This is a genomic window from Micromonospora sp. AMSO1212t (genome assembly GCF_008868145.1).
In the GTDB taxonomy this organism is placed as follows: Bacteria; Actinomycetota; Actinomycetes; order Mycobacteriales; family Micromonosporaceae; genus Micromonospora; species Micromonospora tulbaghiae.
In genome coordinates, this window is sequence record NZ_WBKS01000107.1 from 1 (window position 1) to 21783 (window position 21783).

22 protein-coding genes, 1 tRNA gene, 1 pseudogene and 1 riboswitch are annotated in these 21783 nt (G+C 71.5%); of the genes and pseudogenes, 15 read left to right on the plus strand and 9 right to left on the minus strand.

The genetic code is table 11. From position 1 onward, the window contains the following. Positions 1-163 precede the first annotated feature (163 nt). Positions 164-970: a DUF881 domain-containing protein gene (locus F8279_RS22630; protein WP_091413698.1), complete on the minus strand. Its 807-nt coding sequence runs from the start codon at positions 968-970 to the stop codon at positions 164-166. Between the two features lie 230 nt (positions 971-1200). Between F8279_RS22630 and F8279_RS22635 the strand changes: the two genes are divergently transcribed. The 5 genes from F8279_RS22635 (at position 1201) to F8279_RS22655 (ending at position 7468) form a co-directional block, all read left to right on the plus strand. Then, the gene (locus tag F8279_RS22635) at positions 1201-1464 is read left to right on the plus strand and encodes a cell division protein CrgA (protein WP_018785565.1); all 264 of its coding nucleotides are present in this window, start codon (positions 1201-1203) and stop codon (positions 1462-1464) included. A gap of 180 nt (positions 1465-1644) precedes the next feature. Continuing rightward, positions 1645-3843 carry a (Fe-S)-binding protein gene (locus F8279_RS22640; protein WP_091413700.1) on the plus strand — a complete coding sequence of 733 codons (2199 nt, stop codon included), beginning with the start codon at positions 1645-1647 and terminating at the stop codon, positions 3841-3843. Positions 3844-3982: 139 nt separating this feature from the next. Further along, a complete protein-coding gene (locus F8279_RS22645) occupies positions 3983-5290 on the plus strand; it encodes a hemolysin family protein (RefSeq protein WP_091415992.1) in 1308 nt (435 codons plus the stop codon). Then, positions 5283-6287, plus strand: coding sequence for a hemolysin family protein (locus F8279_RS22650; protein WP_091413702.1), 1005 nt, complete (start codon positions 5283-5285; stop codon positions 6285-6287). The genes F8279_RS22645 and F8279_RS22650 overlap by 8 nt, the downstream gene beginning before the upstream one ends. Positions 6288-6457: 170 nt before the next feature. Further along, complete coding sequence (locus F8279_RS22655) at positions 6458-7468, plus strand: C40 family peptidase (RefSeq protein WP_091415995.1); 1011 nt, start codon at positions 6458-6460, stop codon at positions 7466-7468. A 71-nt stretch (positions 7469-7539) separates the two neighbouring features. On the opposite strand, the gene F8279_RS22660 is transcribed toward F8279_RS22655, so the two are convergent. Continuing rightward, positions 7540-9573 (minus strand): N-acetylmuramoyl-L-alanine amidase, encoded by a 2034-nt coding sequence (locus tag F8279_RS22660; RefSeq protein WP_151500979.1) that lies wholly within the window; start codon positions 9571-9573, stop codon positions 7540-7542. A gap of 237 nt (positions 9574-9810) precedes the next feature. Beyond that, positions 9811-9945: riboswitch (cyclic di-AMP (ydaO/yuaA leader) on the plus strand. 13 nt (positions 9946-9958) lie between these two features. Here F8279_RS22660 and F8279_RS22665 point away from each other — a divergent pair. Then, positions 9959-10993, plus strand: a complete 1035-nt coding sequence (locus F8279_RS22665) for an NlpC/P60 family protein (protein ID WP_151500980.1) — start codon at positions 9959-9961, stop codon at positions 10991-10993. Positions 10994-11042: 49 nt separating this feature from the next. Here F8279_RS22665 and dcd read toward each other — a convergent pair whose 3' ends face one another. Then, positions 11043-11621 carry a dCTP deaminase gene (gene dcd, locus F8279_RS22670; protein WP_013283324.1) on the minus strand — a complete coding sequence of 193 codons (579 nt, stop codon included), beginning with the start codon at positions 11619-11621 and terminating at the stop codon, positions 11043-11045. Positions 11622-11699: 78 nt separating this feature from the next. Here dcd and F8279_RS22675 point away from each other — a divergent pair, with 78 nt between their 5' ends. Continuing rightward, the gene (locus F8279_RS22675) at positions 11700-12245 is read left to right on the plus strand and encodes a pyridoxamine 5'-phosphate oxidase family protein (RefSeq protein WP_151500981.1); all 546 of its coding nucleotides are present in this window, start codon (positions 11700-11702) and stop codon (positions 12243-12245) included. A 69-nt stretch (positions 12246-12314) separates the two neighbouring features. Here F8279_RS22675 and F8279_RS22680 read toward each other — a convergent pair whose 3' ends face one another. Further along, positions 12315-13307 carry a zinc metalloprotease gene (locus F8279_RS22680; protein WP_151500982.1) on the minus strand — a complete coding sequence of 331 codons (993 nt, stop codon included), beginning with the start codon at positions 13305-13307 and terminating at the stop codon, positions 12315-12317. Between the two features lie 269 nt (positions 13308-13576). On the opposite strand from F8279_RS22680, the gene F8279_RS22685 reads away from it, so the two are divergent. Beyond that, positions 13577-13650, plus strand: a tRNA-Gly gene (locus tag F8279_RS22685). Between the two features lie 117 nt (positions 13651-13767). Beyond that, positions 13768-14160 carry a hypothetical protein gene (locus tag F8279_RS22690; protein WP_151500983.1) on the plus strand — a complete coding sequence of 131 codons (393 nt, stop codon included), beginning with the start codon at positions 13768-13770 and terminating at the stop codon, positions 14158-14160. Between the two features lie 235 nt (positions 14161-14395). Here the strand turns inward: F8279_RS22690 and F8279_RS22695 are convergent, their stop codons facing one another. Next, positions 14396-15130: a hypothetical protein gene (locus F8279_RS22695; protein WP_151500984.1), complete on the minus strand. Its 735-nt coding sequence runs from the start codon at positions 15128-15130 to the stop codon at positions 14396-14398. Positions 15131-15285: 155 nt separating this feature from the next. Between F8279_RS22695 and F8279_RS22700 the strand changes: the two genes are divergently transcribed. Continuing rightward, positions 15286-15897 carry a dihydrofolate reductase family protein gene (locus F8279_RS22700; protein ID WP_151500985.1) on the plus strand — a complete coding sequence of 204 codons (612 nt, stop codon included), beginning with the start codon at positions 15286-15288 and terminating at the stop codon, positions 15895-15897. On the opposite strand, the gene F8279_RS22705 is transcribed toward F8279_RS22700, so the two are convergent. Both F8279_RS22705 and F8279_RS22710 read right to left on the minus strand, forming a co-directional pair. Further along, positions 15876-16397 carry a GNAT family N-acetyltransferase gene (locus F8279_RS22705; protein WP_091413720.1) on the minus strand — a complete coding sequence of 174 codons (522 nt, stop codon included), beginning with the start codon at positions 16395-16397 and terminating at the stop codon, positions 15876-15878. The two genes, F8279_RS22700 and F8279_RS22705, sit on opposite strands and share 22 nt — an antisense overlap. Positions 16398-16406: 9 nt before the next feature. Next, positions 16407-16802: a VOC family protein gene (locus tag F8279_RS22710; protein WP_151500986.1), complete on the minus strand. Its 396-nt coding sequence runs from the start codon at positions 16800-16802 to the stop codon at positions 16407-16409. An 88-nt stretch (positions 16803-16890) separates the two neighbouring features. Between F8279_RS22710 and F8279_RS22715 the strand changes: the two genes are divergently transcribed. From F8279_RS22715 to F8279_RS22730, 4 genes are all read left to right on the plus strand, one after another. Continuing rightward, entirely contained in the window at positions 16891-17784 is an 894-nt protein-coding gene (locus F8279_RS22715) for a LysR family transcriptional regulator (protein ID WP_151500987.1), read from the plus strand. Positions 17785-17816: 32 nt separating this feature from the next. Continuing rightward, complete coding sequence (locus F8279_RS22720; RefSeq protein ID WP_151500988.1) at positions 17817-18383, plus strand: NUDIX hydrolase; 567 nt, start codon at positions 17817-17819, stop codon at positions 18381-18383. A gap of 76 nt (positions 18384-18459) precedes the next feature. Then, the gene (locus tag F8279_RS22725; RefSeq protein WP_151500989.1) at positions 18460-19512 is read left to right on the plus strand and encodes a MerR family transcriptional regulator; all 1053 of its coding nucleotides are present in this window, start codon (positions 18460-18462) and stop codon (positions 19510-19512) included. 21 nt (positions 19513-19533) lie between these two features. Continuing rightward, the gene (locus tag F8279_RS22730; protein ID WP_151500990.1) at positions 19534-20445 is read left to right on the plus strand and encodes an LLM class flavin-dependent oxidoreductase; all 912 of its coding nucleotides are present in this window, start codon (positions 19534-19536) and stop codon (positions 20443-20445) included. On the opposite strand, the gene F8279_RS22735 is transcribed toward F8279_RS22730, so the two are convergent. Beyond that, on the minus strand, positions 20442-20855 hold the full coding sequence (locus tag F8279_RS22735; protein ID WP_151500991.1) for an ASCH domain-containing protein: 414 nt from the start codon (positions 20853-20855) through the stop codon (positions 20442-20444). The genes F8279_RS22730 and F8279_RS22735 overlap by 4 nt on opposite strands. Before the next feature lie 53 nt (positions 20856-20908). Further along, a complete protein-coding gene (locus F8279_RS22740; protein ID WP_192580749.1) occupies positions 20909-21457 on the minus strand; it encodes a phosphoribosyltransferase family protein in 549 nt (182 codons plus the stop codon). Positions 21458-21617: 160 nt separating this feature from the next. On the opposite strand from F8279_RS22740, the pseudogene F8279_RS22745 reads away from it, so the two are divergent. Continuing rightward, positions 21618-21783, plus strand: a pseudogene (locus tag F8279_RS22745) (septal ring lytic transglycosylase RlpA family lipoprotein); the annotation flags it as partial.

Genomic DNA, 21783 nt, shown 5'->3' on the forward strand with positions numbered 1-21783 from the left:
TCCGGGCCGCGCCGGGCCGGAGCGGTGTGGGCCGGGCCGGCGTCGGGCCAGGGCAGGTCGAGCGGGGGCGGCGACGCCGGGGCCGGACGCTCGACCCGGGGGAGGAACGCTGTCGGCTCCTCCCGGCGGTCGTGGCCGGCGCGTTCCCGGGGGTCGCCGCCGGTCACCGGGGCACCGTCGCCGACTGCAACGCGGTGGAGTCCTCGAACGCCGGCACGGTGACTGTGGAGACGCGCTCGACGTACCCGAGTTGGTAGTGGTCGGCCACTTCCTTGAACACCCGCACTCCCTCAGAGGCGGCGAGCGCCCGCTGGAGTTCCGCGGGATCGCCGATTGCCACGATCTTGAAAGGAGGGGAGTACACCCGGCCGTGCAGCAGCAGGGTGTTACCGACGCAGCGTACCGCGCTGGTGCTGAGCACGCGGACGTTCATGATTGACATGGCTTCCGCGCCGCCGGCCCAGAGCGCGTTGACGACCGCCTGGACGTCGCCCTGGTGCACCACCAGGTCGTCGTTGCTGGCGCCCTTGGGCAGCGGCTGGTCGGGCCGGCGGTCGGCGTCGTTCAGTTCGACCGTCACGCCGCTGCCGGTGAGCGCGGTGAATCCGGCGGCCTGGCGGCTGGCGGCGGCCCGGTCCCGCTCGGTCTTGATCGGCCCGTCGGCGCCCGCGAGCGCGGCGGTCTGGTCCTCCACCTCGGCGCGGAGCCGGGCGGCCTTCGCCTCGCTGGCGGCGACCTCCTCGCGGCGGTCCTCGATCAGCTGGGTGAGCTGGGGCCGGCGGTCCTCGCGCAGGGACGTGCCGCCCGCGGTGGTGGCGGTGGTGGTGAAGAGCAGGCCTGCCGCGGCGGCGATCAGTGGTACGCCGATGGACCAGCCGGGGCGGCGCTGGCGGGCGCGCCGGGGCAGCAGGGCGGCTGCCGCGCGGCGGAGGACCTTCTGCCAGGAGGCGGCGCCGGACGTGTACTCCACCGGGCGTTCCCTTTCCCGTCGTTTCGTTCCGGCCCGCGCCGGTGCGAGCCGACCTGCTCGACCCGGAAAGTCCGCTCTTTCCGGTTACTGAGTGCACCGGCCTGGCCCCATTCGTGGCCTGGACGGTCCGTCGGGACTACGCTAGCTGTCGAACATTATTGGCCATGGACCGTCGCCCTCGCGCCCGGTTGTCAGGCCGGACGAGGTCGTACCCCCCTCTGGAGAGCGTCGTGCCCAAGTCTCAGGTCCGCAAGAAGAAGGTGTACACCCCGCCGACGGACGTGCGTCCGACGGCGACGGCGTCGACGCGCAAGCCTAGCCCCATCTGGCTGCCGGTCACGGCGGTCACGCTGATCGTGGTGGGCATCGGCTGGCTGGTCCTCTACTACCTGTCCGAGCAGGCGTACCCGGTCGCCAGCTGGGGCTACTGGAACCTCGCCGTCGGCTTCGGCGCGATGGTCTCGTCGCTGATCCTGCTCTCCCGCTGGCGCTGATCCGGCACTGCCCCACCCCGGCGTAGCTCACGCCACGCCGCCCCTGCCCGGCGCTTCGACGCCGCTCCACCTAAGGTGTGCGCAGGGCGGCGTGGCCTGGTGCGAGAAGACTCACGTTACTGCTGGGTAACCTTGCGCGTAGGCTGCACGGACAAGGCAGCAGACCGGGAGGCCAACTCGATGGGCAGCGTCCAGATCGTCACCACGATCCTCGCGGCCGCCATCACCGCCGTGGCGGTGTGGCTTGCGGTGCGCGCGGTCATGAAGATGACAGCCGTCATCCGGCTCGGCCAGCCCGCGCCGGAGCGGTTCGGCGACAAGGGCGCGCGCACCAAGAAGATGCTGGTGGAGACCGCCGGTCACACCCGCATGCTGAAGTGGAGCGTGGTCGGCGCCGCCCACTGGTTCGTGATGGTCGGCTTCATCGTGCTGTCGCTGCTGGTGCTGGAGGCCTACTTCGAGGTGGTCTCGACCGGCGGCGGGCTGCCGATCATCGGGCACTGGACGATCTTCGGTCTGGTCACCGAGTGGATCGGCATCCTCGGCCTGGTCGGCATCCTGGTGCTGATGGCCATCCGGCTGCGCAACCGGCCCGGCCGCGCGGAGAACCGTTCCCGGTTCACCGGCTCGACCATGTGGCAGGGCTACTTCGTCGAGTGGGTCGTCCTGCTGGTCCTGATCTTCGGGTTCGTGATCCGGGGCTTCAAGGTCGCCACCGACCACTTCGAGTACCCGGTCTGGGCTGCCCCGCTCAGCCACGCGGTCGGCTCGGTGCTCCCGAACTGGGAGGCCGGCGTCAGCGTGGCCGCCCTCATCAAGATCTGCATCTCGATGACCTGGCTCATCGTGATCTCGCTGAACGTCACCATGGGCGTGGCCTGGCACCGCTTCCTGGCCTTCCCGAACATCTTCTTCAAGCGCGACCCGGAGAAGCCGGCCGGCTCCGGTCTGGGCCCGCTGCGCCCGATGACCAGCGAGGGCAAGCCGCTGGACTTCGAGGAGGCCGACCCGGAGAAGGACCAGTTCGGTGTCGCCCAGGTCGAGCAGTTCACCTGGAAGGGCCTGCTCGACTTCAGCACCTGCACCGAGTGCGGTCGGTGCCAGTCGCAGTGCCCCGCCTGGAACACCGGCAAGCCGCTGTCGCCGAAACTGCTGGTGCTGAGCCTGCGCGACCACGCGTACGCCAAGGCGCCGTACCTGCTGGCCGGTGGCGGCAAGGACCTGACCGGCGAGGAGAAGGCCACCGAGGCGCAGCTCGCCCACATGGACGTGCTGGCCCTCGCCGAGGCCGACCGGCCGCTGATCGGCACCGCCGAAGAGGGCGGCGTCATCGACCCGGACGTGCTCTGGTCCTGCACCACCTGCGGCGCCTGCGTCGAGCAGTGCCCGGTGGACATCGAGCACGTGGACCACATCGTCGACATGCGCCGCTACCAGGTGCTGATCGAGTCGAGCTTCCCCTCCGAGGCCGGCGTCATGCTGCGCAACCTGGAGAACAAGGGCAACCCGTGGGGCGCCCCGCAGAACACCCGCGAGGACTGGACCAAGGGCCTCGGGTTCGAGGTGCCGCGGGTCGGCGAGGTCGACGACTTCGAGTACCTGTTCTGGGTCGGCTGCGCCGGCGCGTTCGAGGACCGGGCCAAGAAGACCACCCGCGCTGTGGCCACGCTGCTCAACGAGGCGGGCGTCAAGTTCGCCATCCTGGGCGAGGGCGAGACCTGCTCCGGTGACCCGGCCCGCCGCATCGGCAACGAGTTCGTCTTCCAGATGCTGGCCCAGCAGAACGTCGAGACGCTGAACGAGGCGTTCGAGGGGCGGGAGAAGAGCAAGCGCAAGATCGTCGCCACCTGCCCGCACTGCTTCAACACCCTGGGCAACGAGTACGGCCAGCTCGGCGGCGAGTTCGAGGTGGTGCACCACACCCAGCTGCTGGCCCACCTGGTCAGCGCCGGCAAGCTCACCCCGGTGCAGCCGGTCGACGGCGGCGTGACCTACCACGACCCGTGCTACCTCGGCCGCCACAACCGGATCTTCGCCGCGCCGCGTGAGGTGCTCGGCGATTCGATCCAGGGCGAGCTGACCGAGATGCCGCGCAACAGCGAGCGCTCCTTCTGCTGCGGCGCCGGCGGCGCCCGGATGTGGATGGAGGAGAAGATCGGCAAGCGGATCAACGTGGACCGGGTCGAGGAGGCCATGTCCACCGGCGCGAAGACCATCGCGGTCGGCTGCCCGTTCTGCTCGACGATGCTGAACGACGGCGTGAACGGCAAGGGCGCGGGCGAGGACGTCGAGGTGGTCGACGTGGCGAGCGTGCTGCTGCGCTCGGTCAAGCCGGAGGCCCCGGCCGGTGAGCCGGAGGTCGCGCCGGCCGCGAGCTGAGGCGTACACCCGGCAGGAGCCGGACCACGACGGCGGCGGCACCCATGCGGTGCCGCCGCCGTCGCGCGCCACGGGGGTCCGCCGTCGGCGCGCGCGTGCCACAATCACGCGCATCGACGGCCTTCTGCTTCTGACGCTGTTGCCCCTGGTCGGTTTCGTGCTGCTGACCGCCGGCAACGCGTTCTTCGTGGCGGCCGAATTCGCCCTGGTCACGGTCGACCGGGCGGAGATCGACAGGCGGGCCGACGAGGGGGACGGCCGGGCCGTCACGGTACGCCGCGCGCTGCGAGAGCTGTCCTTCCAGCTCTCCGGCGCGCAGCTCGGCATCACGCTCACCGCGTTGCTCACCGGCTACCTGGCCGAGCCCGCCCTGGCCCGGATCTTCACGCCGCTGCTGCATCCGTTCGGCGGCGCGGAACGCTTCTCCGGCCTGCTCGCGCTGGCCCTGGCCACGCTCATCTCGATGCTGTTCGGCGAGCTGGTGCCGAAGAACCTCGCGCTGGCCCGCCCGATGCCGGCCGCGCTCGCCACCGCGGCGCCGATGCGGGCCTTCTCCCGTACCTTCGGCTGGCTGATCCGACTGCTGAACGAGTCCGCGAACCGGCTGGTGCGCCGCCTCGGCGTGGAGCCGCAGGAGGAACTGGCGAGCGCGCGCTCCCCGGAGGAGCTGGGTCTGCTCGCCGCCATCTCGGCGCGAGCCGGTGCGCTGCCGCCGGACACCGCGATGCTGCTGCGCCGCACCATCCGCTTCGGCGACAAGCGGGCCGCCGAGGCGATGACGCCCCGGGTGGACGTGACCGCGTTGCGCGCCACCACGACTGTGGCCGAGTTGCTGGAGGCGTCCCGGCGGACCGGCCGGACCCGGTTCCCGGTGTACGAGGAGACGCTCGACCTGGTCACCGGCGTCGCCGGTGTGCCCGACGCGCTGGGTGTGCCGCTCGCCCGCCGGGCCGCCACCACAGTCGCCGCCGTCGCCCGGGAACCGGTGTACGTCCCGGAGAGCCTGAACCTGAACGGGGTGCTGGCCGCGCTCAAGGCCGCCGGGGCGGACCTGGCGATCGTGGTGGACGAGTACGGCGGCACCGACGGCGTGGTGACCGTGGAGGATCTGGTCGAGGAACTGGTCGGAGAGATCGCCGACGAGTTCGACCCGGACGCGGTGGACGGCTTCGGCCCGGTGGAGCTGACAGTGCCCGGCGGCGAGCGGACCGTCCTGACCGACGGTGTGCTGCGCGCCGACGAGCTGGTCGAGCAGACCGGGTTCCGGCTGCCCGACGGGCCGTACGAGACGCTCGGCGGCTTCCTCATGGCGCGGCTCGGCCACATCCCGGTGCCGGGCGAGACGGTCGACGAGGCCGGGTACGAGTTCACGGTGGTGGAGGTCGACCGGCACCGGATCGAGCAGGTGCGGGTGGTGCGCCCCGAGGAGCCCGACGACGGTGCCTGAACTACTCGTGGCGGTGGTGTTGCTGCTCGGCAACGCGTTCTTCGTGGGCAGCGAGTTCGCGCTGATCGCGTCCCGCCGTACGGTGATCGAACCGCTGGCGGCGACGTCGAAGCGGGCGCGGTTGGCGCTGGCGGCGATGAACCAGATCCCGTTGATGATCGCCGGGGCGCAGCTCGGCATCACCGTCTGCTCGCTCGGCCTCGGCGCGATCGCCGAGCCGGCGCTCGCCCACCTGCTGGAGTCGCCGTTCGCCGCGCTGGGGCTGCCCGCCTCGGCGGTGCACCCGGTGTCGTTCGTCATCGCGCTGGCAGTGGTGGTGTTCCTGCACACGGTGGTCGGCGAGATGGTGCCGAAGAACATCACGCTGGCCGGGCCGGAGCCGTCGGCGCTCTGGCTCGGCCCGGCGATGCTGGCGTTCTGCCTGGCCACCAAGCCGCTGCTGCTGGCGATGAAGTGGGCGTCCCGGCAGGTGCTGCGGTGGTGGCGGGTGGAGGCGACCGACGCGGTGAAGACCGTGTTCACGGCCGAGGAACTGGCCGGGCTGGTCTCCCAGGCGCGTACCGAGGGATTGCTGGACGCCGAGGAGCACGCCCGGATCACCGGCGCGCTGGCCCTGCACAGCCGTACCGCGGCGGACGCGCTGCAACCCTGGTCGACGGTGACGACGGTGGCCGAGGACGTCTCACCGGCGTCGCTGGAGGTGCTGGCGACCCGTACCGGCCGGTCCCGCTTCCCGGTGGTGCAGCGGTCCACCCGCCGGGTGCTCGGTTTCGTGCACGTCAAGGACGTGCTCGGGTACGCCGGGGCGAGCCGCCGGGCGCCGGTGCCGGCCGCTGTCTACCGACCGCTGGCTGTGGTGCCGCCGGACCGTACGCTCGCCGATCTGCTGCTCGCGATGCGCCGCGAACGCCGCCACATGGTGCTGGTCAGCGACGGACGCCGGCCGATGGGTGTGGTGACGCTCGATGACGTATTGACAGCCATCGTCGGGAGGTGAAATGAATACCCTTGGTGTGCAATCGATTGCGGATACGTGATTGAACAAACGGTCGCCTTGATTCCATCGGACGCCTTCCCTAATGTGAGGCACCGACCGCTGTGGGTCGTCTGCCTCGAACTTCCCTCTCGCGAGGCGCCCGGCGGTCGGTTGCAAAGGAGTCCGTGCCGGTGGCAACCACGCCCCCTCAACGTCACGCCCCGAGCGCTCCACCCGGTCGGCGGGCCGGGTTCCAACGGGTGGTACGCCGTCTGGTCACCCTGGTCGCGGCCGCCGCGGTCGGCGCCGGAATGCTGACCGCCCCGGCGCACGCGGCGCCGTCGGTGGACGAGATCGACGCGCAGATCGACAAGCAGTGGGAGCAGCTCGAACCCACCATCGAGCAGTTCAACAAGGTTCGCTCGCAGCTCCGCACCAACCAGAAGAAGTCCAAGGCGCTGAAGGACAAGATGGTGCCGCTGGAGCTGGCCTCCACGCTCGCCATGAACAAGGTCGGCGACATCGCGGCCCGGTACTACATCCAGGGCCCGTCGCAGGAGCTGGGCGCGCTGCTGGTGAACACCAAGCCGGGCACGCTGGCCGAGCAGCTGGTCATGCTGGACCGGATCGCCGACGACCAGCGCCGCCAGATCGCCGGTGTGCTCAAGGTGCGCGACGAGTACAACAAGCAGAAGGAGAAGCTCGACGCGCTGATCGCGCTGGAGATCAAGCAGCAGAACGATCTCGCGGCGAAGAAGAAGCAGATCGACTCGGAGATCAAGCGGCTGACCGCCATGCTCCCGGTGACCTCGATCCGCCCGGCGGGCTGCCCCAAGATCGACGGCGTGGTGAGCAGCGCCGCGCGGACCGCGATCAAGACGGCGTGCGCCCAGGTCGGTGACCCGTACGTGTGGGGCGCCACCGGCCCGAACTCGTTCGACTGCTCCGGCCTCACCCAGTACGCGTACAAGGCGGCGGGCATCTCGCTGACCCACTTCACCGGCGCCCAGTGGAACGAGGGCCGCAGGGTCTCCCGTTCCGAGGCGCGCCCCGGTGACCTGGTGTTCTTCGGCTCCGACCTGCACCACGTCGGGCTCTACCTCGGCAACGGGGTGATGGTGCACGCGCCACGTACCGGTAAACCGGTCCAGGTGTCGAGCATCAACACCCAGCCGCTCGCCGGCTTCGTCCGGGTCAGCTGACCCGCACCTCCTGGCAACGGGAAGGCCCCCGGTCCGTCACGGACCGGGGGCCTTCCCGTGTGCGGTGACGGTCAGCGCGGCGCGCCGACCGGGGACGGCAGGATCAGCACGTCGTCCAGGTTCACGAACATGATCCGGTGACCGAACTGGACCTGCACGTAGCGGTTCTCGCCGCGCACCACGGTCCGGTCACCCGGTGCGGAACCGTCGAACGAGACCGCCCGGTAGTACTCGCCCGGCAGCACCCCGCCGACCGCGTACCGCTGGCCGGCGGCGAACGTGTACTGCAGCGGCGAGATGGCCTGGTACGGGATGGTGTCCGGGTAGGCGGCCTGCTCCGGGTAGGCCCGCCCGTACACCGGGATGGTGGCCTTGCCGGGCCGGGGGGTCACCACGAAGCCGGTGGCCCACTTCGCCGTCGGCGCGGAGGCCGGGTTGAGGAACCACGCCTTCTGGCCGAGGTACCAGATCGCGGTCCAGTCACCCTGCCGGCCGGCGAGGGCGTACGTCTGGCCGGCGGAGGCGCGGGCGCCGTGGTCGGAGATGTACATCGTGTCCGGCGTGCCGTCCGGGCGCAGCCCGAGGTCGTTGACGAGCGGGGCGTCCGGGCTCGGCGCGGTCCGCAGGATCACCGACGAGGAGCCGCGCGACGGGCACGGCTGCGCCGGCGGGGTGGGGCTGGGGACGCCGGGCGGTTGCTGGTTGCAGCCGAAGAACGCCGGCCGGTTGGTGGCGAAGTCGGGGTCGATGGTGACCAGGCCGGTACGGGACGTGCCGGTGCTGCGGAACGGCGCCTTCATCAGGTCGAAGTAGTGCGACCAGTCCCAGTACGGTCCCGGGTCCCAGTGCATGCCGCCCACGTTGGCGGCGGTGATGCCGGGCACGTTGTCGTGGCCGATGATGTGCTGGCGGTCCATCGGGATGCCGAGCTTCAGCGCCAGGTGGCGCACCAGCTTGGCGGAGGTGCGGTACATCGCCTCGGTGTACCAGGTGCCCTGACCGGCGAAGCCCTCGTGCTCCAGGCCGATGGACTTCGCGTTGACGTACCAGTTGCCGGCGTGCCAGCCCACGTCCTTGGTCTTGATGTGCTGGGCGATGTAGCCGTCCACCGAGCGCAGCGTGTAGTGCCAGCCCAGGTAGTCGGCCCGCTTCACCAGGTCGACGCTCGGGCCGAAGTAGCCCTCGGTGTCGTGGATGACGATGTACTCGATCTTCTGCTGCTTCGGCCGGTCGCCCAGGTCGTGGTTGCCGTAGTCGCCCGGGTCGTCGCTGAGCTGCTCGTAGGGCGCGGGGATCCACTCGCAGGCCAGCCGCACCGGGCACTCCAGCCCGTCCGGCCGCTCGGCGTTGCGCAGGCCGAGCCGGGCCAGGCGGGACCGGTCCGGCTGCGCGGCGGTGGCGGCGAGCGTGACCCGCTGGCCGTCGTCGGTGGTCCGGCTGGCGCCCTGGCCGAGCTGGTCGTACACCTCGTCGGCGAAAGCCGCTGCCGCGTCCGAGGTGTCCGCGCCGGAGTACTGGGCCACCGCGGCGTACCAGGCCGCCGGGTCGGTGCCGGCACCGACCGGCCCACCCAGAGCCTTCTGGTACGACGCCAGCAGCGCCGCGCCACCGCGGATGTTCGCGGCCGGGTCGGTGCGCAGCGTCCCCGCGTCGAGCCCGGTCAGCGCGGCGGCGGCGTCGAGCGTCTGGAGCGAGGCGGGCGGCAGCGGGGTCTCCCGCTTCGGTGCGGCGGCCGTGGCCGGATCGAGCTTGAGCGGGCGGGCGTCGTCGCCGCGCGGGTCCTCGTCCTCGTCGACGTGGGCGCTGCCCGGCACGGCGAGGATGTGCGCGGCGTCGGTCAGGTGCATCGGGCCGTAGCCGCCGCTGGTGCTGGGCTGCCCGGTGTGCGTGTCCCAGCGGGACTCCAGATAGGAGACACCGAGCAGCACGTTCTGCGGTACGCCGTACTCGGCTGCTGCGGCGGCGTATTGTTGTTGCCGGTCGCTCGCGGGCGCGGACGTGTCCGGCGCGGCGGTCACCGGGCCGGTCGTCGCCAGCGCGGTGGCCGTGGCCACGGCGGCGGCGAGCAGTATCCGTCTGCCAGACGGCGGGGCGGAGAGGTGCATCGAACCTCCTGGACAGGGATGGGGGTCACTGCGTTTCCACCCTCACTCCGCACACCCGTGAGGGTCAATACCTTTCCAGTGGGTAATCAGCCCTGAAAGAAAATTTCACCTCCGCGCGGGTGCGGCACCTCATCGCGTACGGAGTGTCACGGCGCTGGAAGTTGCGGATCGATAACGGTGGTCCCTACTCTGGTGAATCGTCGGCCGCACGTCTCACCGTCCAACCCGGTCGGTGACGGTCCGACACCGCCGAGTCGCCTTCGGGCGAGCCGGGGAACCAGGTACCTGGGGTGAATCCGCAGCGATGCGGTAGGGCGGCTCCCTTCCCGCCCGAATCCGTCAGCTAACCCGGTAGGCGGTACGGAAGAAGGAGTACGGACGCCCGGTGGCACTCCATGCCCAGCGGCCGTCGTCGAACCGGTCGGTCGACCGGTCCACGGCTGTGCCGCGTACCCGCTGGTCCCGCTTCACCACCGCCCTCGCCGCCCTGGTCGGCACCGCCGTCGTCCTGACCGGCGGCACCACGGCGGCACACGCCGAACCCTCGGTCGCCGAGATCGAGGCCCAGATCGACCGCGACTGGAACAAGCTCGAACCGGTCATCGAACAGGTCAACGCCGTACGCGGGCAGCTCGCCGCGCGGCGCAAGCAGGCCGACGCGCTCGGCCGGCAGATCGCACCCCTCCAGGCCCGGGTGGACGCCGCGCTCGGCCAGGTCGGCGGGCTCGCCGCCGACGCCTACAAGGGCGACAACCTCTCCACAGTCAACGCGCTGCTCGGCAGCCGCTCACCCGGCGATCTGGTCAACGGCCTGGAACTGCTCGACCGCTTCGCGCACCGCCAGCACGAGCAGGTGCGCTCCGTCGCCGCGCTGCGCGACGAGCTGGCGGCGAAGAAGAAGCCGCTGGACGAGATGATCGCCGGTCTGGCGCGTACCGAGGCCCAGCTCGCGGCGAAGAAGAAGCAGATCGACGCCGAGATCGCCAAGCTGGAGAAGCTGCGGCTCAAGGTGTACGGCAAGGGTGGCGGCGGCCCGCTGCGCCCGGCGCCGTGCCCGGCCGGCTACCCCGGCGGCCCGGCCGGGGCGGCGGTCAAGTTCGCCTGCGCCCAGATCGGCAAGATCTACGTCTGGGGCGCGGCCGGACCGGACCACTTCGACTGCTCGGGCCTCACCATGGCCGCGTGGGCCAAGGGCGGCGTCTCGCTGCCGCACAGCGCGCGCCAGCAGCACGGCGTGACGAAGCGGGTCAGCCGCGCCGAGCTGCGCGCCGGTGACCTGGTCTTCTACTACAGCGACCTGCACCACGTGGCGATGTACGTGGGCGACGGCTGGGTGGTGCACGCCTCCCAGTCCGGCAAGCCCATCACGATGAAGCGGGTCGACGACGGCGACATCAACAGCTACGGCCGTCCCGGCTGAGGTCGTGGTCCGGGGCTCCGCCGGTGACGGCGGTGCCCCGGGCGCGGCGTCAGCGGGTCGGCCAGGTGCGCCAGCTCTGCCAGGACCGGCTCGGCGTCGGGCCGCGCTGCCCCTGGTAACGGGAGCCGTAGACGGCCGAGCCGTACGGGTGCTCGGCCGGCGAGGAGAGCCGGAAGATGCAGAGCTGGCCGATCTTCATGCCCGGCCAGAGCGTGATCGGCAGGTTCGCCACGTTCGACAGCTCCAGCGTGACGTGGCCGGAGAACCCCGGGTCGATGAAGCCGGCCGTCGAGTGGGTCAGCAGACCCAGCCGCCCCAGGCTCGACTTGCCCTCCAGCCGGCCGGCGAGCTGGTCACCCAGCGAGATCACCTCAAGCGTGGAGGCGAGCACGAACTCGCCCGGGTGCAGCACGAACGGCTGCCCCTCCGGCACCTCCACCATCGAGGTCAGGTCGTCCTGCTGGATCGACGGGTCGATGTGCGTGTAGAGGTGGTTGTTGAAGACCCGGAACAGCCGGTCCAGGCGTACGTCGATGCTCGACGGCTGCACCAGAGTGGGCTCGAAGGGCTCCAGCGCGAGCGTGCCGGCCTTGATTTCGGAGACCAGGTCGCGGTCGGAGAGCAGCATCGGAACACCATAGCGACCGGTACGGGTGACCTGCGTGTCGCACTACATCTTCGTACATGTGTTCGATAGAGTGTCCACATGGCTTCCTGGTCCGACTTCGCCGCCGACGAGCCCCGCCTCGCCGACGAGATCCGCCTCCTGATGCAGCAGTACGGGCCGGGCTTCGGCTACCTCGCCACGGTCCGCGCCGACGGCGGCCCCCGGGTCCATCCGGTCTCCCCGGTGTTCACCGCCGACGGCCTCTGGTGCTTCGTCATCGACTCGCCGAAACGCCGCGACCTCGAACGCGACGGCCGCTACGCGCTGCACTCGTTCCCGCCGGAGGAGAGCGACGACGAGGCGTACGTCGCGGGCCGCGCCCGGCCGGTGACCGACCCGGCCACCGTGGCCCGGCTTGCCCGGATCGGCCGCGCGTCGCCGCAGGGCGACTGGCGGCTGTTCGAGTTCACGGTCGAGGCGGCGATGCTGACCCGGCGCGACCCGGTGGCCCAGCCCGGCGCCGCCCCGCCGCAGGTGCGGGTCTGGCTCGACCCGCGCGGGGCCGAACCGGCCCGGCGGGAGCCGGTGGCCGCAGAGGCACGGCGCGGCCGGCACGGCTTCGACACCCGCCGCCCGGCCGCCTGACCCGGCCGGAGACGAAACGGTGCCGGCCCCGTCCGAGGACAGGGCCGGCACCGGTACGTGGTGCGAGGGTCAGGCCGCGCGGTAGGCGTTCCACGCGGTGAGCATGCGGCTCGCCTGGCCGGCGGTGAACTGGTACATGCAGGAGTCGTACGTGTAGTCCATGAAGTTGGTGATCGGGTCCTTGCCCGCGGTCGAGCAGGTGTCCCGCCCGGTCGGGCACTGGTACGCCGGGGACGCCTCGGCCGGGGTGTCGGAGACGCTGTCGCCCGAGCCGGAGCAGCCGCCCTGGAAGGTGTGGTAGAGGTTCAGCCAGTGGCCGACCTCGTGGGTGCCGGTGTCACCCTGGTTGTAATTGGTCGCGGTGCCGCCGGGCAGCGACTCGTTCAGCACGACCACGCCGTCCATCTTGTCCAGCGTCCGCTTCGGGAACGTGGCCCAGCCCAGCAGGCTGTCGCTCAGCTCGCCGAGGTAGATGTTCAGCGTGTTCTTGCCGCCCTGACGCAGCGAGGTCTTCATCGAGCGCTCGGCGGAGGAGCCCTGCACGATCGGGTACCACGACGGGTTGGTCACCCGGTTGATCTTCGTGAGCTGGAATCCGAACGCGGTGGCGGCGCCGCCGGTCGAGCCCGCGTACGACTGGTTCAGCACGGTGATCTGCTGGTTGATCATCGAGTCGGTGATGTTGCCGCCGGCCCGGGTGCTGTTCTCCTGGATGACGTGCACGACGACCGGGATCGTCACGGTGGCCAGCGGCGCGACGGCGCCGGTCCGGAAGTTGGCCCGCTCGCGCTGCGCCGCGGCGAGGTCGGCCTCACGGTCACGGACCTGCTTGGCGGTCAGGTGGTTCGGGTCGAGCTTGGCGTTGCCACCCTTCGCGACGCGAGCGTTCGCGTGCTCGTCGGCGTGGGCGTCAGCCGGCTCGGCGCAGACGCCGGCCGGGGCGGCCGAGAAGGCCGAAGCAGCGGGGACGACGCCGACGGCGGCGGTGCTGAGCAGCAGCGCGAGGGTCGACGTCGCGACACCGGCGGTACGCCGGGTCAGCAGGTTGGGACGGAGTCCCATGGGCCCACCTCTTTCTGACGGCGTGGCAGGGGGTGTGTCACGCCGGTTCGGAAACGTGGGGCAGACGTTACATCTCATCGACAGATTTGAGAACGCCCATATGTTGCCGACGTGCAACTTCGCGCCGACCGGCCTCGCTTGAGTGCTTGATCCACTCCAGCTCGGGGAGGTGGCGGGGTCAACCGCCCGCCGATGCAGCCACCTCGCCGAAGTGGCGCGGGCACCTGGATGCACGGGGGTGGTGACCTTCGGGTAGAGTGGTGCCGCCTGCGGGTGTAGTTCAATGGCAGAACATCAGCTTCCCAAGCTGACAGTGCGGGTTCGATTCCCGTCACCCGCTCCAGCGTGAAGGCCCTGATCAGGACAACAGTCCCGGTCAGGGCCTTCGATGTTCCACGGGTCACCAGCCTGCACCGGCCGATGGCCGCGGCTTCTTGCCGGGGCGCCTATGGTTCTGCGCGTGAGTGAGAATGCGTTCGTCTTCCCGGCCGTGTCCAGGGCGGACGTGTTGCGGCTCCTGGGTTCCCTCGGTGAGACCCAGCCTGATCAGTGGGTCGCGCCGGGCTCGGTCTTCCTCTGGCTGGTGGAGGAACACCGTGACCTGTACCTCGACTGGGAGCCTGAGATGGTGGCGGAGTTGGAGTGCGCGGTCGGCGAGCGGCCGGCGTGGGCGGTCCAGGTGAACTACCGGTTGTCGCGGCGGCAGGAGGCAGTGGCAGCGATCCGGACGCTGCTCGGACGCGGTGGTGTCGCGGTGGACGACTTCGTCGGTCACGTCTGGACGGTCCAGGAAGTCGAGACCGATTCCGTCGTCCGTGGTGCCAGATTCGGCGAGCCGCCGGTTCGTGCCTGACGCTCGGACGAGGTAGGGCTGCTGACGCCGCTGACTGGGGCGGTGAGCATCGGGAGAAGCGGCTCATGGGCGAGACGCAGGCCGGCGAGGCCGGACGCCCAGCTCAGGACAGGTTTCCTGGCTGGGGCCTCAGTCGTCGCTACCGCTTCTTGCGCTGGCCGTGCCCGGAACATCGGATGACACAATGCGCCGTGCGCGTTCAGGCCGAGTATCCGACGCGTCACCGCGAGGGCTGTCAGGCCCACCGCTCGGGATCGGACAGGCCGAGCCGGCGGACGTCGTCGAGCAGTTCGACCGATGCGTTGTGCTCCCGCAGTGCGCCGGGCGCGTGTCGGACGACAAACAGTTGCAGGGCGGGAACCCACGTGTCGACGTCGTGCCAACTCGGCCACGGGAGCGCGTTGCCCCGCAGGTCGTACATCCACTCATCCACGGCCTCGACCAGCCGCCGGCGGGTCACCTCGTCGACCAGAGCCTCTGCCCAGGCTGCCAGCCACGGGTTGAACTTGATGGTCGCCTCGGCGAGGAAGGAGAGGCCGTCATGGGCGGACACCTTCGCGTCGGGCTCGACCAGTACATGCAGCCACCAGGCGTTCAGAAACTCCCGCAGGGCGTCCTGCTGTCCGGCGGGCCACTCCTGCCAGCGGGCGGTGGCGAAGAAGTATCCAAGGCCAGGCGCTCCGGTCCGGGAAATTGCATCGCCCGCCACGAGGTGCTGGGTCAGCTGCGGCAGGATCCGGCGCAGCAGCGGGCCGGGATAGTGCCAGTCCGCGGTGCCGTATGTCCGGCCGAGCAGGTCATCGTCGAGCGGCACGTCCGGCGTCTTCAGCAGTGCCAACTCCTCCGCGCTGCCCCAGTGGCACTCGCAGTTGGACTCCTGCTCGTGGGCCGTCATGCCCTGGAACGCGACGGCCACACCCGCCAGCGCCTCGTCCAGGAGGCTGCTTATCTCAGTCCGATCGGGGATCATGGCGAATCCGCCTTCGAGGACTCCGGAGGCGTACGCCTGCCGAAGAGAATGATCTTACGGGCAGTCTCAGGTCGCTGGTCCCTCGGAGTCGGCGATGAGTTGCGGGTCGTTGACGGGTCTGACGGGGGACGAGCAGAAACCGGAGGAGCAGACCCATGGGCAAGTTGATCGTGACCGAGTTCCTGACCCTCGACGGCGTGGCGCAGGCTCCCGGCGAACCCGACGAGGACCGCGAGGGCGGCTTCAGCCACGGCGGCTGGCAGATGCCGCTGCTCGACGACAAGTCCGGCGCGGTGATGTTCCAGCAGGCGAGCAGCATGGACGCGCTCCTGCTGGGCCGCAAGACGTACGACATCTTTGCCGGCTACTGGCCCGAGGCGCCCGCGGACATCCCCTTCACCGGCCTGCTCAACGGCGTGCCCAAGTACGTGGCCAGCCGTACGCTCGCCGAACCGCTGGCCTGGGAGAACTCGTCGCTGGTAAGCGGCGACCTGGCCGAGCGCGTAACCGAGATGAAGGCCCGCCACGACGAGGTCCACGTGATCGGCAGCCTCGACCTGGTGCAGTCGCTGCTGCGCCTCGGCCTGGTCGACCGGCTCAACCTGTGGCTGTACCCGGTCGTGCTCGGCACCGGGAAGCGGCTGTTCGGCGAGGGGACGGTGCCGAGTGCGCTGCGGCTCACCGAGTCGGTCAACCACGCCCACGGCACGCTGCAACTGACGTACGAGCCGGCCGGCGCGCCCACCTACGGGGACGCGGCCGCGTAGGGCGCACGGAGGTCGAGCGCGTGCCGCAGGCCGGGCTCCCCGTCCAGATCCACCTCGCAGTCGGACACCCCGCCGTCGAGCACGAAACCGGCACGCCGGAGCACCGCCAGTGAGGCCGGGTTCGCCAGCGCCGCCGAGGCGACCAGCCGGCGTAGCCCGTACTCGGTACGGGCCAGTTCGCAGACGCGCCGTACGCCTTCACCGGCGAGCCCGCGCCCGGCGGCGCGCTCGGCCACCCGGTAGCCCAGCTCGGCGCTGCCGCCGGCCACGTCGACCAGGTTGAACCGCCCGAGCACGGTGCCGTGGTCGCCGACCAGCACGTGGAAGTGGCAGGTGCCGCGTTCCTGCTCGTCCAGCAGGGCCGCGTGCCGGGCGGCGTACCCGGTGAAGTAGTCGTCGCCCCGGTCGGGGACGTACCGGGCGAAGTACGCCCGGTTCTCCCGCTCGAACCGCAGCACGGCGGGTGCGTGGTGAGCGGCGAGTCGTTCCAGCTCCGGCATCGGGCCAGGTTAGGCGTCGGCCGGGTAGGAGCGCAGTTCGATTGCGTTGCCGTCCGGGTCGCTGACGTAGATCGAGGTGCCGGTGCCGCGCGCGCCGAAGCGCGGTACCGGGCCGGTCAGCACGGTGAACACGCCGGAGTCGACCACCCGCTGCCAGTCGACCGGCTCGACCACGAGGCAGAAGTGATCCACGTTGGACCCGACCGGCTCGCCCCGTACCAGGTCGATGATGGTGCCGGCGTCGACGCGTACGGACGGGAAGGGCACCTCGCCGGCCCGCCACCTGTCGACCCGCACCGGGGCCAGGCCGAGCGTGCCGCAGTAGAAGCCGAGCGAGCGTTCGACGTCGCTCACCGCGAGCACGAGGTGGTCGAAACCGGTCACCGTCACGAGAACGTTGTGCATGCCGTCAACCCTGGTCCGCCGCGCCGCCGGGACCAAGCCCGATCCGGACTACGATCGTTGACCCGCAGGCAACGACGGAGGTGCTCCGGTGCTGGAGCGGTACGAGATCGAGACGTTCCTGACCCTGGCCGAGGAACTGCACTTCGGGCGGACCGCCGAGCGGCTGCGGGTGAGCACCGGCCGGGTCAGCCACGTGGTGCGCAAGCTGGAACGCCGCATCGGCGCGCCGCTGTTCGAGCGCACCAGCCGGGTCGTCCGGCTTACCCCGATCGGCGCCCGCCTGGCCGAGGAGATGCGCCCGCTGGTGGCCGGCGTCGAGGCGGCGGTGCAGCGGGCCGTGGACGCCGGGCGCGGGCTCACCGGCGAGCTGCGGGTTGCGTACGTCGGTGAGTCGACAGCGCCGGTGCTGCTGCGCGCGGTGGCCCGGTTCGCCGAGCGCCACCCGGACTGCGAGGTGCACGTGCACGAGGCGCCGCTGGCCAGCACCCGGTCGAGCCTGCTGGACGGCACGATCGACGTGCTGATCGCCTCGTACCCCTTCGACGGCATGGCGAACGGCCCGGTGCTGATGCGCGAGCGCCGGGTGCTCGCGGTGGCCGCGGGCCATCCGCTCGCGGCCGAGGAGTCGGTGTCGCTGGAGGTGCTCGGCGACCATCCGGTGGTGCAGTACCCGGCGGTGACCTCCACCGCGTTCAAGCAGGACCGCACGCCGGACCGCACCCCGGCGGGCCGCCCGGTGCCGAGGGGCCCGGTGGGCGGCAGCTTCTCCGAGATGCTGGCGCTCGTCGCGCTGGGGCGCGGGGTGCTGCCGGTGGGCGAGCAGACCCGCCAGTTCTACGCCCGTCCCGACCTGGCCTACGTGCCGATCCACGACGCGCCGCCGATCTGTCGCGGCCCGGTGTGGCCGGCCGGGAACACCACTTCCCGGGTACGCGAGTTCGTCCGCGCGGCGGCCGACGCCAACCCGCTGCCGCCGGACTGACCCTGTCGTACCCGGGTGGCAGCATCGGCGGGATGCGGGACGAGATCCGGGCACTGGTGGACGAGCTGACACCTGGTGACGAGCAGGAGGCGCGGCACCGGGGGGCGGCCCTGACCTGGCTCGCCGCCACGGAGGACATCTTCCGCCGGGCCAAGCCGCGTACGCCGTCGCCGCATCTGGTCGCGTACTTCCTGCTCCGCGACCCGGCCGACGGCGCGGTGCTGCTGGTCGACCACCGTCTCGCGGGCATGTGGCTGCCGAGCGGCGGTCACGTCGAGCCCGGCGAGCACCCGGCCGACACGGTGCGCCGCGAGCTGCGGGAGGAGCTGGGCGTGGCGGCGGTCTTCGCGCCGCCGTTCGGCGAGCGCCCGGCGTTCCTCACCGTCACCGAGACGGTCGGCCCGCCGGAGCAGCGGCACACCGACGTCAGCCTCTGGTACGTGCTGTCCGCCCACCGTGACCAGCGGTTCACGCCCGATCCGGTGGAGTTCGCCGGCATCCGCTGGTGGACGACGGCCGAGGTGGCCGAGGCGCCGGCCGGCACGATCGAGCCGCACCTGGGCCGGATGCTGACCAAACTGTCGGCAGCGACGCCTTGACCCGTCCCCTGCGGCAAGGCCCAGCGTGATCAGTGCCGGTCGCGGTGACCGGCACGAGGAGCGTGAGGGAGGCACGGTGCGACTGCTGACCATCGGCGCGTTCGCCCGCGCGGCCGGCCTGAGCGCCAGGGCGTTGCGCATCTACGACGACTGCGGGCTGCTGCCCCCGGCCGCGGTGGACCCGCACTCGGGTTACCGCTACTACGCGCCGGAGCAGCTGGACCGGGCACGGCTGATCGCCGGGCTGCGCCGGGCCGGGATGCCGCTGGCCGAGGTCCGTACCGTCTGCGGCCTGCCGCCCGCTGCCGCCGCCGAGGCGCTCGACGCCTGGTGGCGGCGGGTCAGCGCGGACACCGCGGCGCGCGGCCGGGCCGTCGCGCTCCTCGTCGACAGGCTCAGCGAGAGGGGCACCACCATGTCCGAGACCACCTTCCGGTACGCGGCGCGCTGCGAGACCGGCACGGTCCGCGACTCCAACGAGGACACCGCGTACGCGAGCGCGTCGCTGCTCGCGGTCGCCGACGGCGTACGCGGTCCGGCCGGGTCCACCGCCGGCGCGGAGGCGGTGGACGCGCTGCGGCCGTTGGAGCAGGCGGACACGCCGCAGGCCGATCTGCTCGCCGCGCTGGCCGACGCGGTGACCCGGGCCGACCGGGCGGTTCGCGCGCACGCCACCGACACCGACCAGCCCGCCACCACGCTCACCGCGCTCGTGCGACGTGGCACCCGGCTCGCGCTGGTGCACGTCGGGGACAGCCGGGCGTACCTGTTGCGCGGCGGTGAGCTGTCCCGGCTGACCCAGGACCACACGTACGTGCAGACGCTCGTCGACCAGGGGCGGCTCACACCGGCCGAGGCCGGGGCACATCCGCAGCGGGCGCTGCTGGCCCGGGCGCTCGGCGCGGGCACGGACGTGGAGGCGGACCTGGCGCTGCGTACGGCGCTGCCCGGCGACCGCTACCTGCTCTGCTCCGACGGCCTCTCGGCAGTGGTGGACCCGGGCGCGCTGCACGCCGCGCTGGCGGAGGCGGACGACCCGGAGACCGCCGTCGAGCGCCTGGTCGAGCTGGCGTACGCGGCCGGCGCGCCGGACAACATCGCCTGCGTGGTCGCCGATCTGGCGGCGTGATCCACCGCGACCCGGGTCGGGATGTCCGACCCGGGTCGTACCCTGGTGATCATGCGAATCGGCATCGTGATCCTGCCCGACCAGCGCTGGTCGGAAGCACGCCGGCGGTGGGCACAGGTGGACGAGTGGGGCTTCGACCACGCCTGGACCTACGACCACCTGGGCTGGCGTGACCTGGTCGACGGGCCGTGGTTCGACTCGTGGACGACGCTCACCGCGGCGGCCGGCGTGACGTCCCGGGTCAAGCTGGGGACGCTCGTCGCCTCGCCGAACTTCCGGCACCCGGCGGCGTTCGCCCGGCAGGTGACGGCGCTCGACGACGTGTCCGACGGCCGGGTGCTGCTCGGCCTCGGCGCGGGCGGCATCGGCTTCGACTCGGCCGTGCTGGGCGGCGAGACGCTGCCGCCCCGGCAGCGCGTGGACCGGTTCGCCGAGTTCACCGAGCTGCTCGATGCGATCCTGCGGGAGGACGGCACGACCTGGCGCGGGGAGTGGTTCACCGCTGTGGACGCGCGCAACAACCCGGGGTGCGTCCAGCAGCCCCGGGTGCCGTTCGTGATGGCCGCGAACGGTCCCCGCTCGATGCGGCTGGTCGCCCGGTTCGGGCAGGGCTGGGTCACCACCGGGCTCGGCGGCGACGACATCGAGGCATGGTGGGGCACTGTGGCGGAGCTGTCCGAGCGGATGGACCGCACGCTGGAGCAGGCCGGCCGTGATCCGGCGACGCTCGACCGCCACCTGTCGCTCGACTCGGCGCCGGTGTTCTCGCTGACCAGCGCCGACTTCCTCGCCGAGCAGGTGGCCCGGGCGGCCCGGCTGGGCTTCACCGACGTGGTGACGCACTGGCCCCGGGCCAGCAGCTGGTACGCCGGTGACGAGGCGGTGCTGGTGGAGGCGGCGGCGCTGCTGCCGGAGCTGCGCCGCGCCGGCTAGGTGCCGACGCTGCCCTCGGTGGAGACCAGCCGGAAGCGGAGGCAGACGATCCGGGTGTCGTCGGTGACCGGGGTGCCCTGCCGGGCCCAGTAGGCGCCGTGGCCCTCGCGCCACTCCTCGATCGACCGGTCGCCCTCGCCCTCGGCGCGGGCGAAGTCCCACGGCACGTCGGCGAAGCGCACCACCTCGACGCCGGTGACCTCCACGACGCCGACGAGCGCGTCGTTGTCGTCGACCAGGACCAGTCGCTCGCCGACGTACTCCAGTTCCTCGTTCTCGTCGTCGTACTCCTGGACCAGCCCGGCGGTGGCGGTCTTCACGCCGGAGAGTACGAGGGTGTTGAGTCGGGTGCGCAGCTCACCGGGCGTGCCGAGGGCGAGTGCGCGCAATCCACCGATGCGAGGCCACATGCCGCCGACGCTACGGCACCGTACCGCCGTCGTTCATCCGGTTTGCCGGCGTCTCACGGCAACTCGTCACCGGTGACCAGGGCGCGCAGACCCAGCCGCTCGGCGACCTCGGGCGGGCAGGTCGCGACCAGTGCGGCGGCACCGATCAGGTCGGCCCCGGCGTCGCGGACGACCCGGCCCAGCGCGTCCAGTTGCGCGCCGGTGTCGACCCAGTCGTCGACCAGCAGCACCCGGTCGCCGGGGTTCAGCCGCCGGTCGTCCACGCCGACCCGCAGCTGCCGTCCCCGGTAGTCCGGGGGCGTCTGCGCCCAGCGCGTCGGCCCGACCCGGCGCCGCTCGCCACCGTCCTTGTACGCGGGCAGGAAACCGGCTCCGGCGGCGACCGCGACCAGCGGGCCGAGCAGCAGCCCGGTCACCTCGGGGGCGATCACGACGGTCGGGCGATCCTCGGGGAACAGCCCGGCCAGCGCCGGACCGACCCGGGCGAGCACGTCGGGGTCGCGCCACCAGCCGGAGATGTCGCTGACCACGTGGGTGCTGCCCGGACCGGGGTCGATCCATCCGAACAGCTCGACCAGGCGACGACTCAGCACGGTTTCCATCCTGGCGGATCGGTGGGCCGTTCGGCCGATCGACGGTGGCGTGATCGGCTACACGTACCAGGGTAAATACGGGCATAGCACCATGATCACGTTGACTTCGGAAGTGCTTCTCTCGTTACGGTCCGGGCCGGTTTGTTCAGTTGACGAAAGGACCGGGCCGGTGGCTGCTAGGCACCTTCGTACCCGCAAGTTCTCCTCGCCCGCCGCCATCGCCGCGACCGCGGCGGTCGGTGTGGCGCTCGCGGTCGGCGGTACCGTCGGCGCCGTGCGGCTCACCTCCGCCGAGCCGCCCGCCGCACCGGTCGCGGTCGAGACGCTGCCCAGCA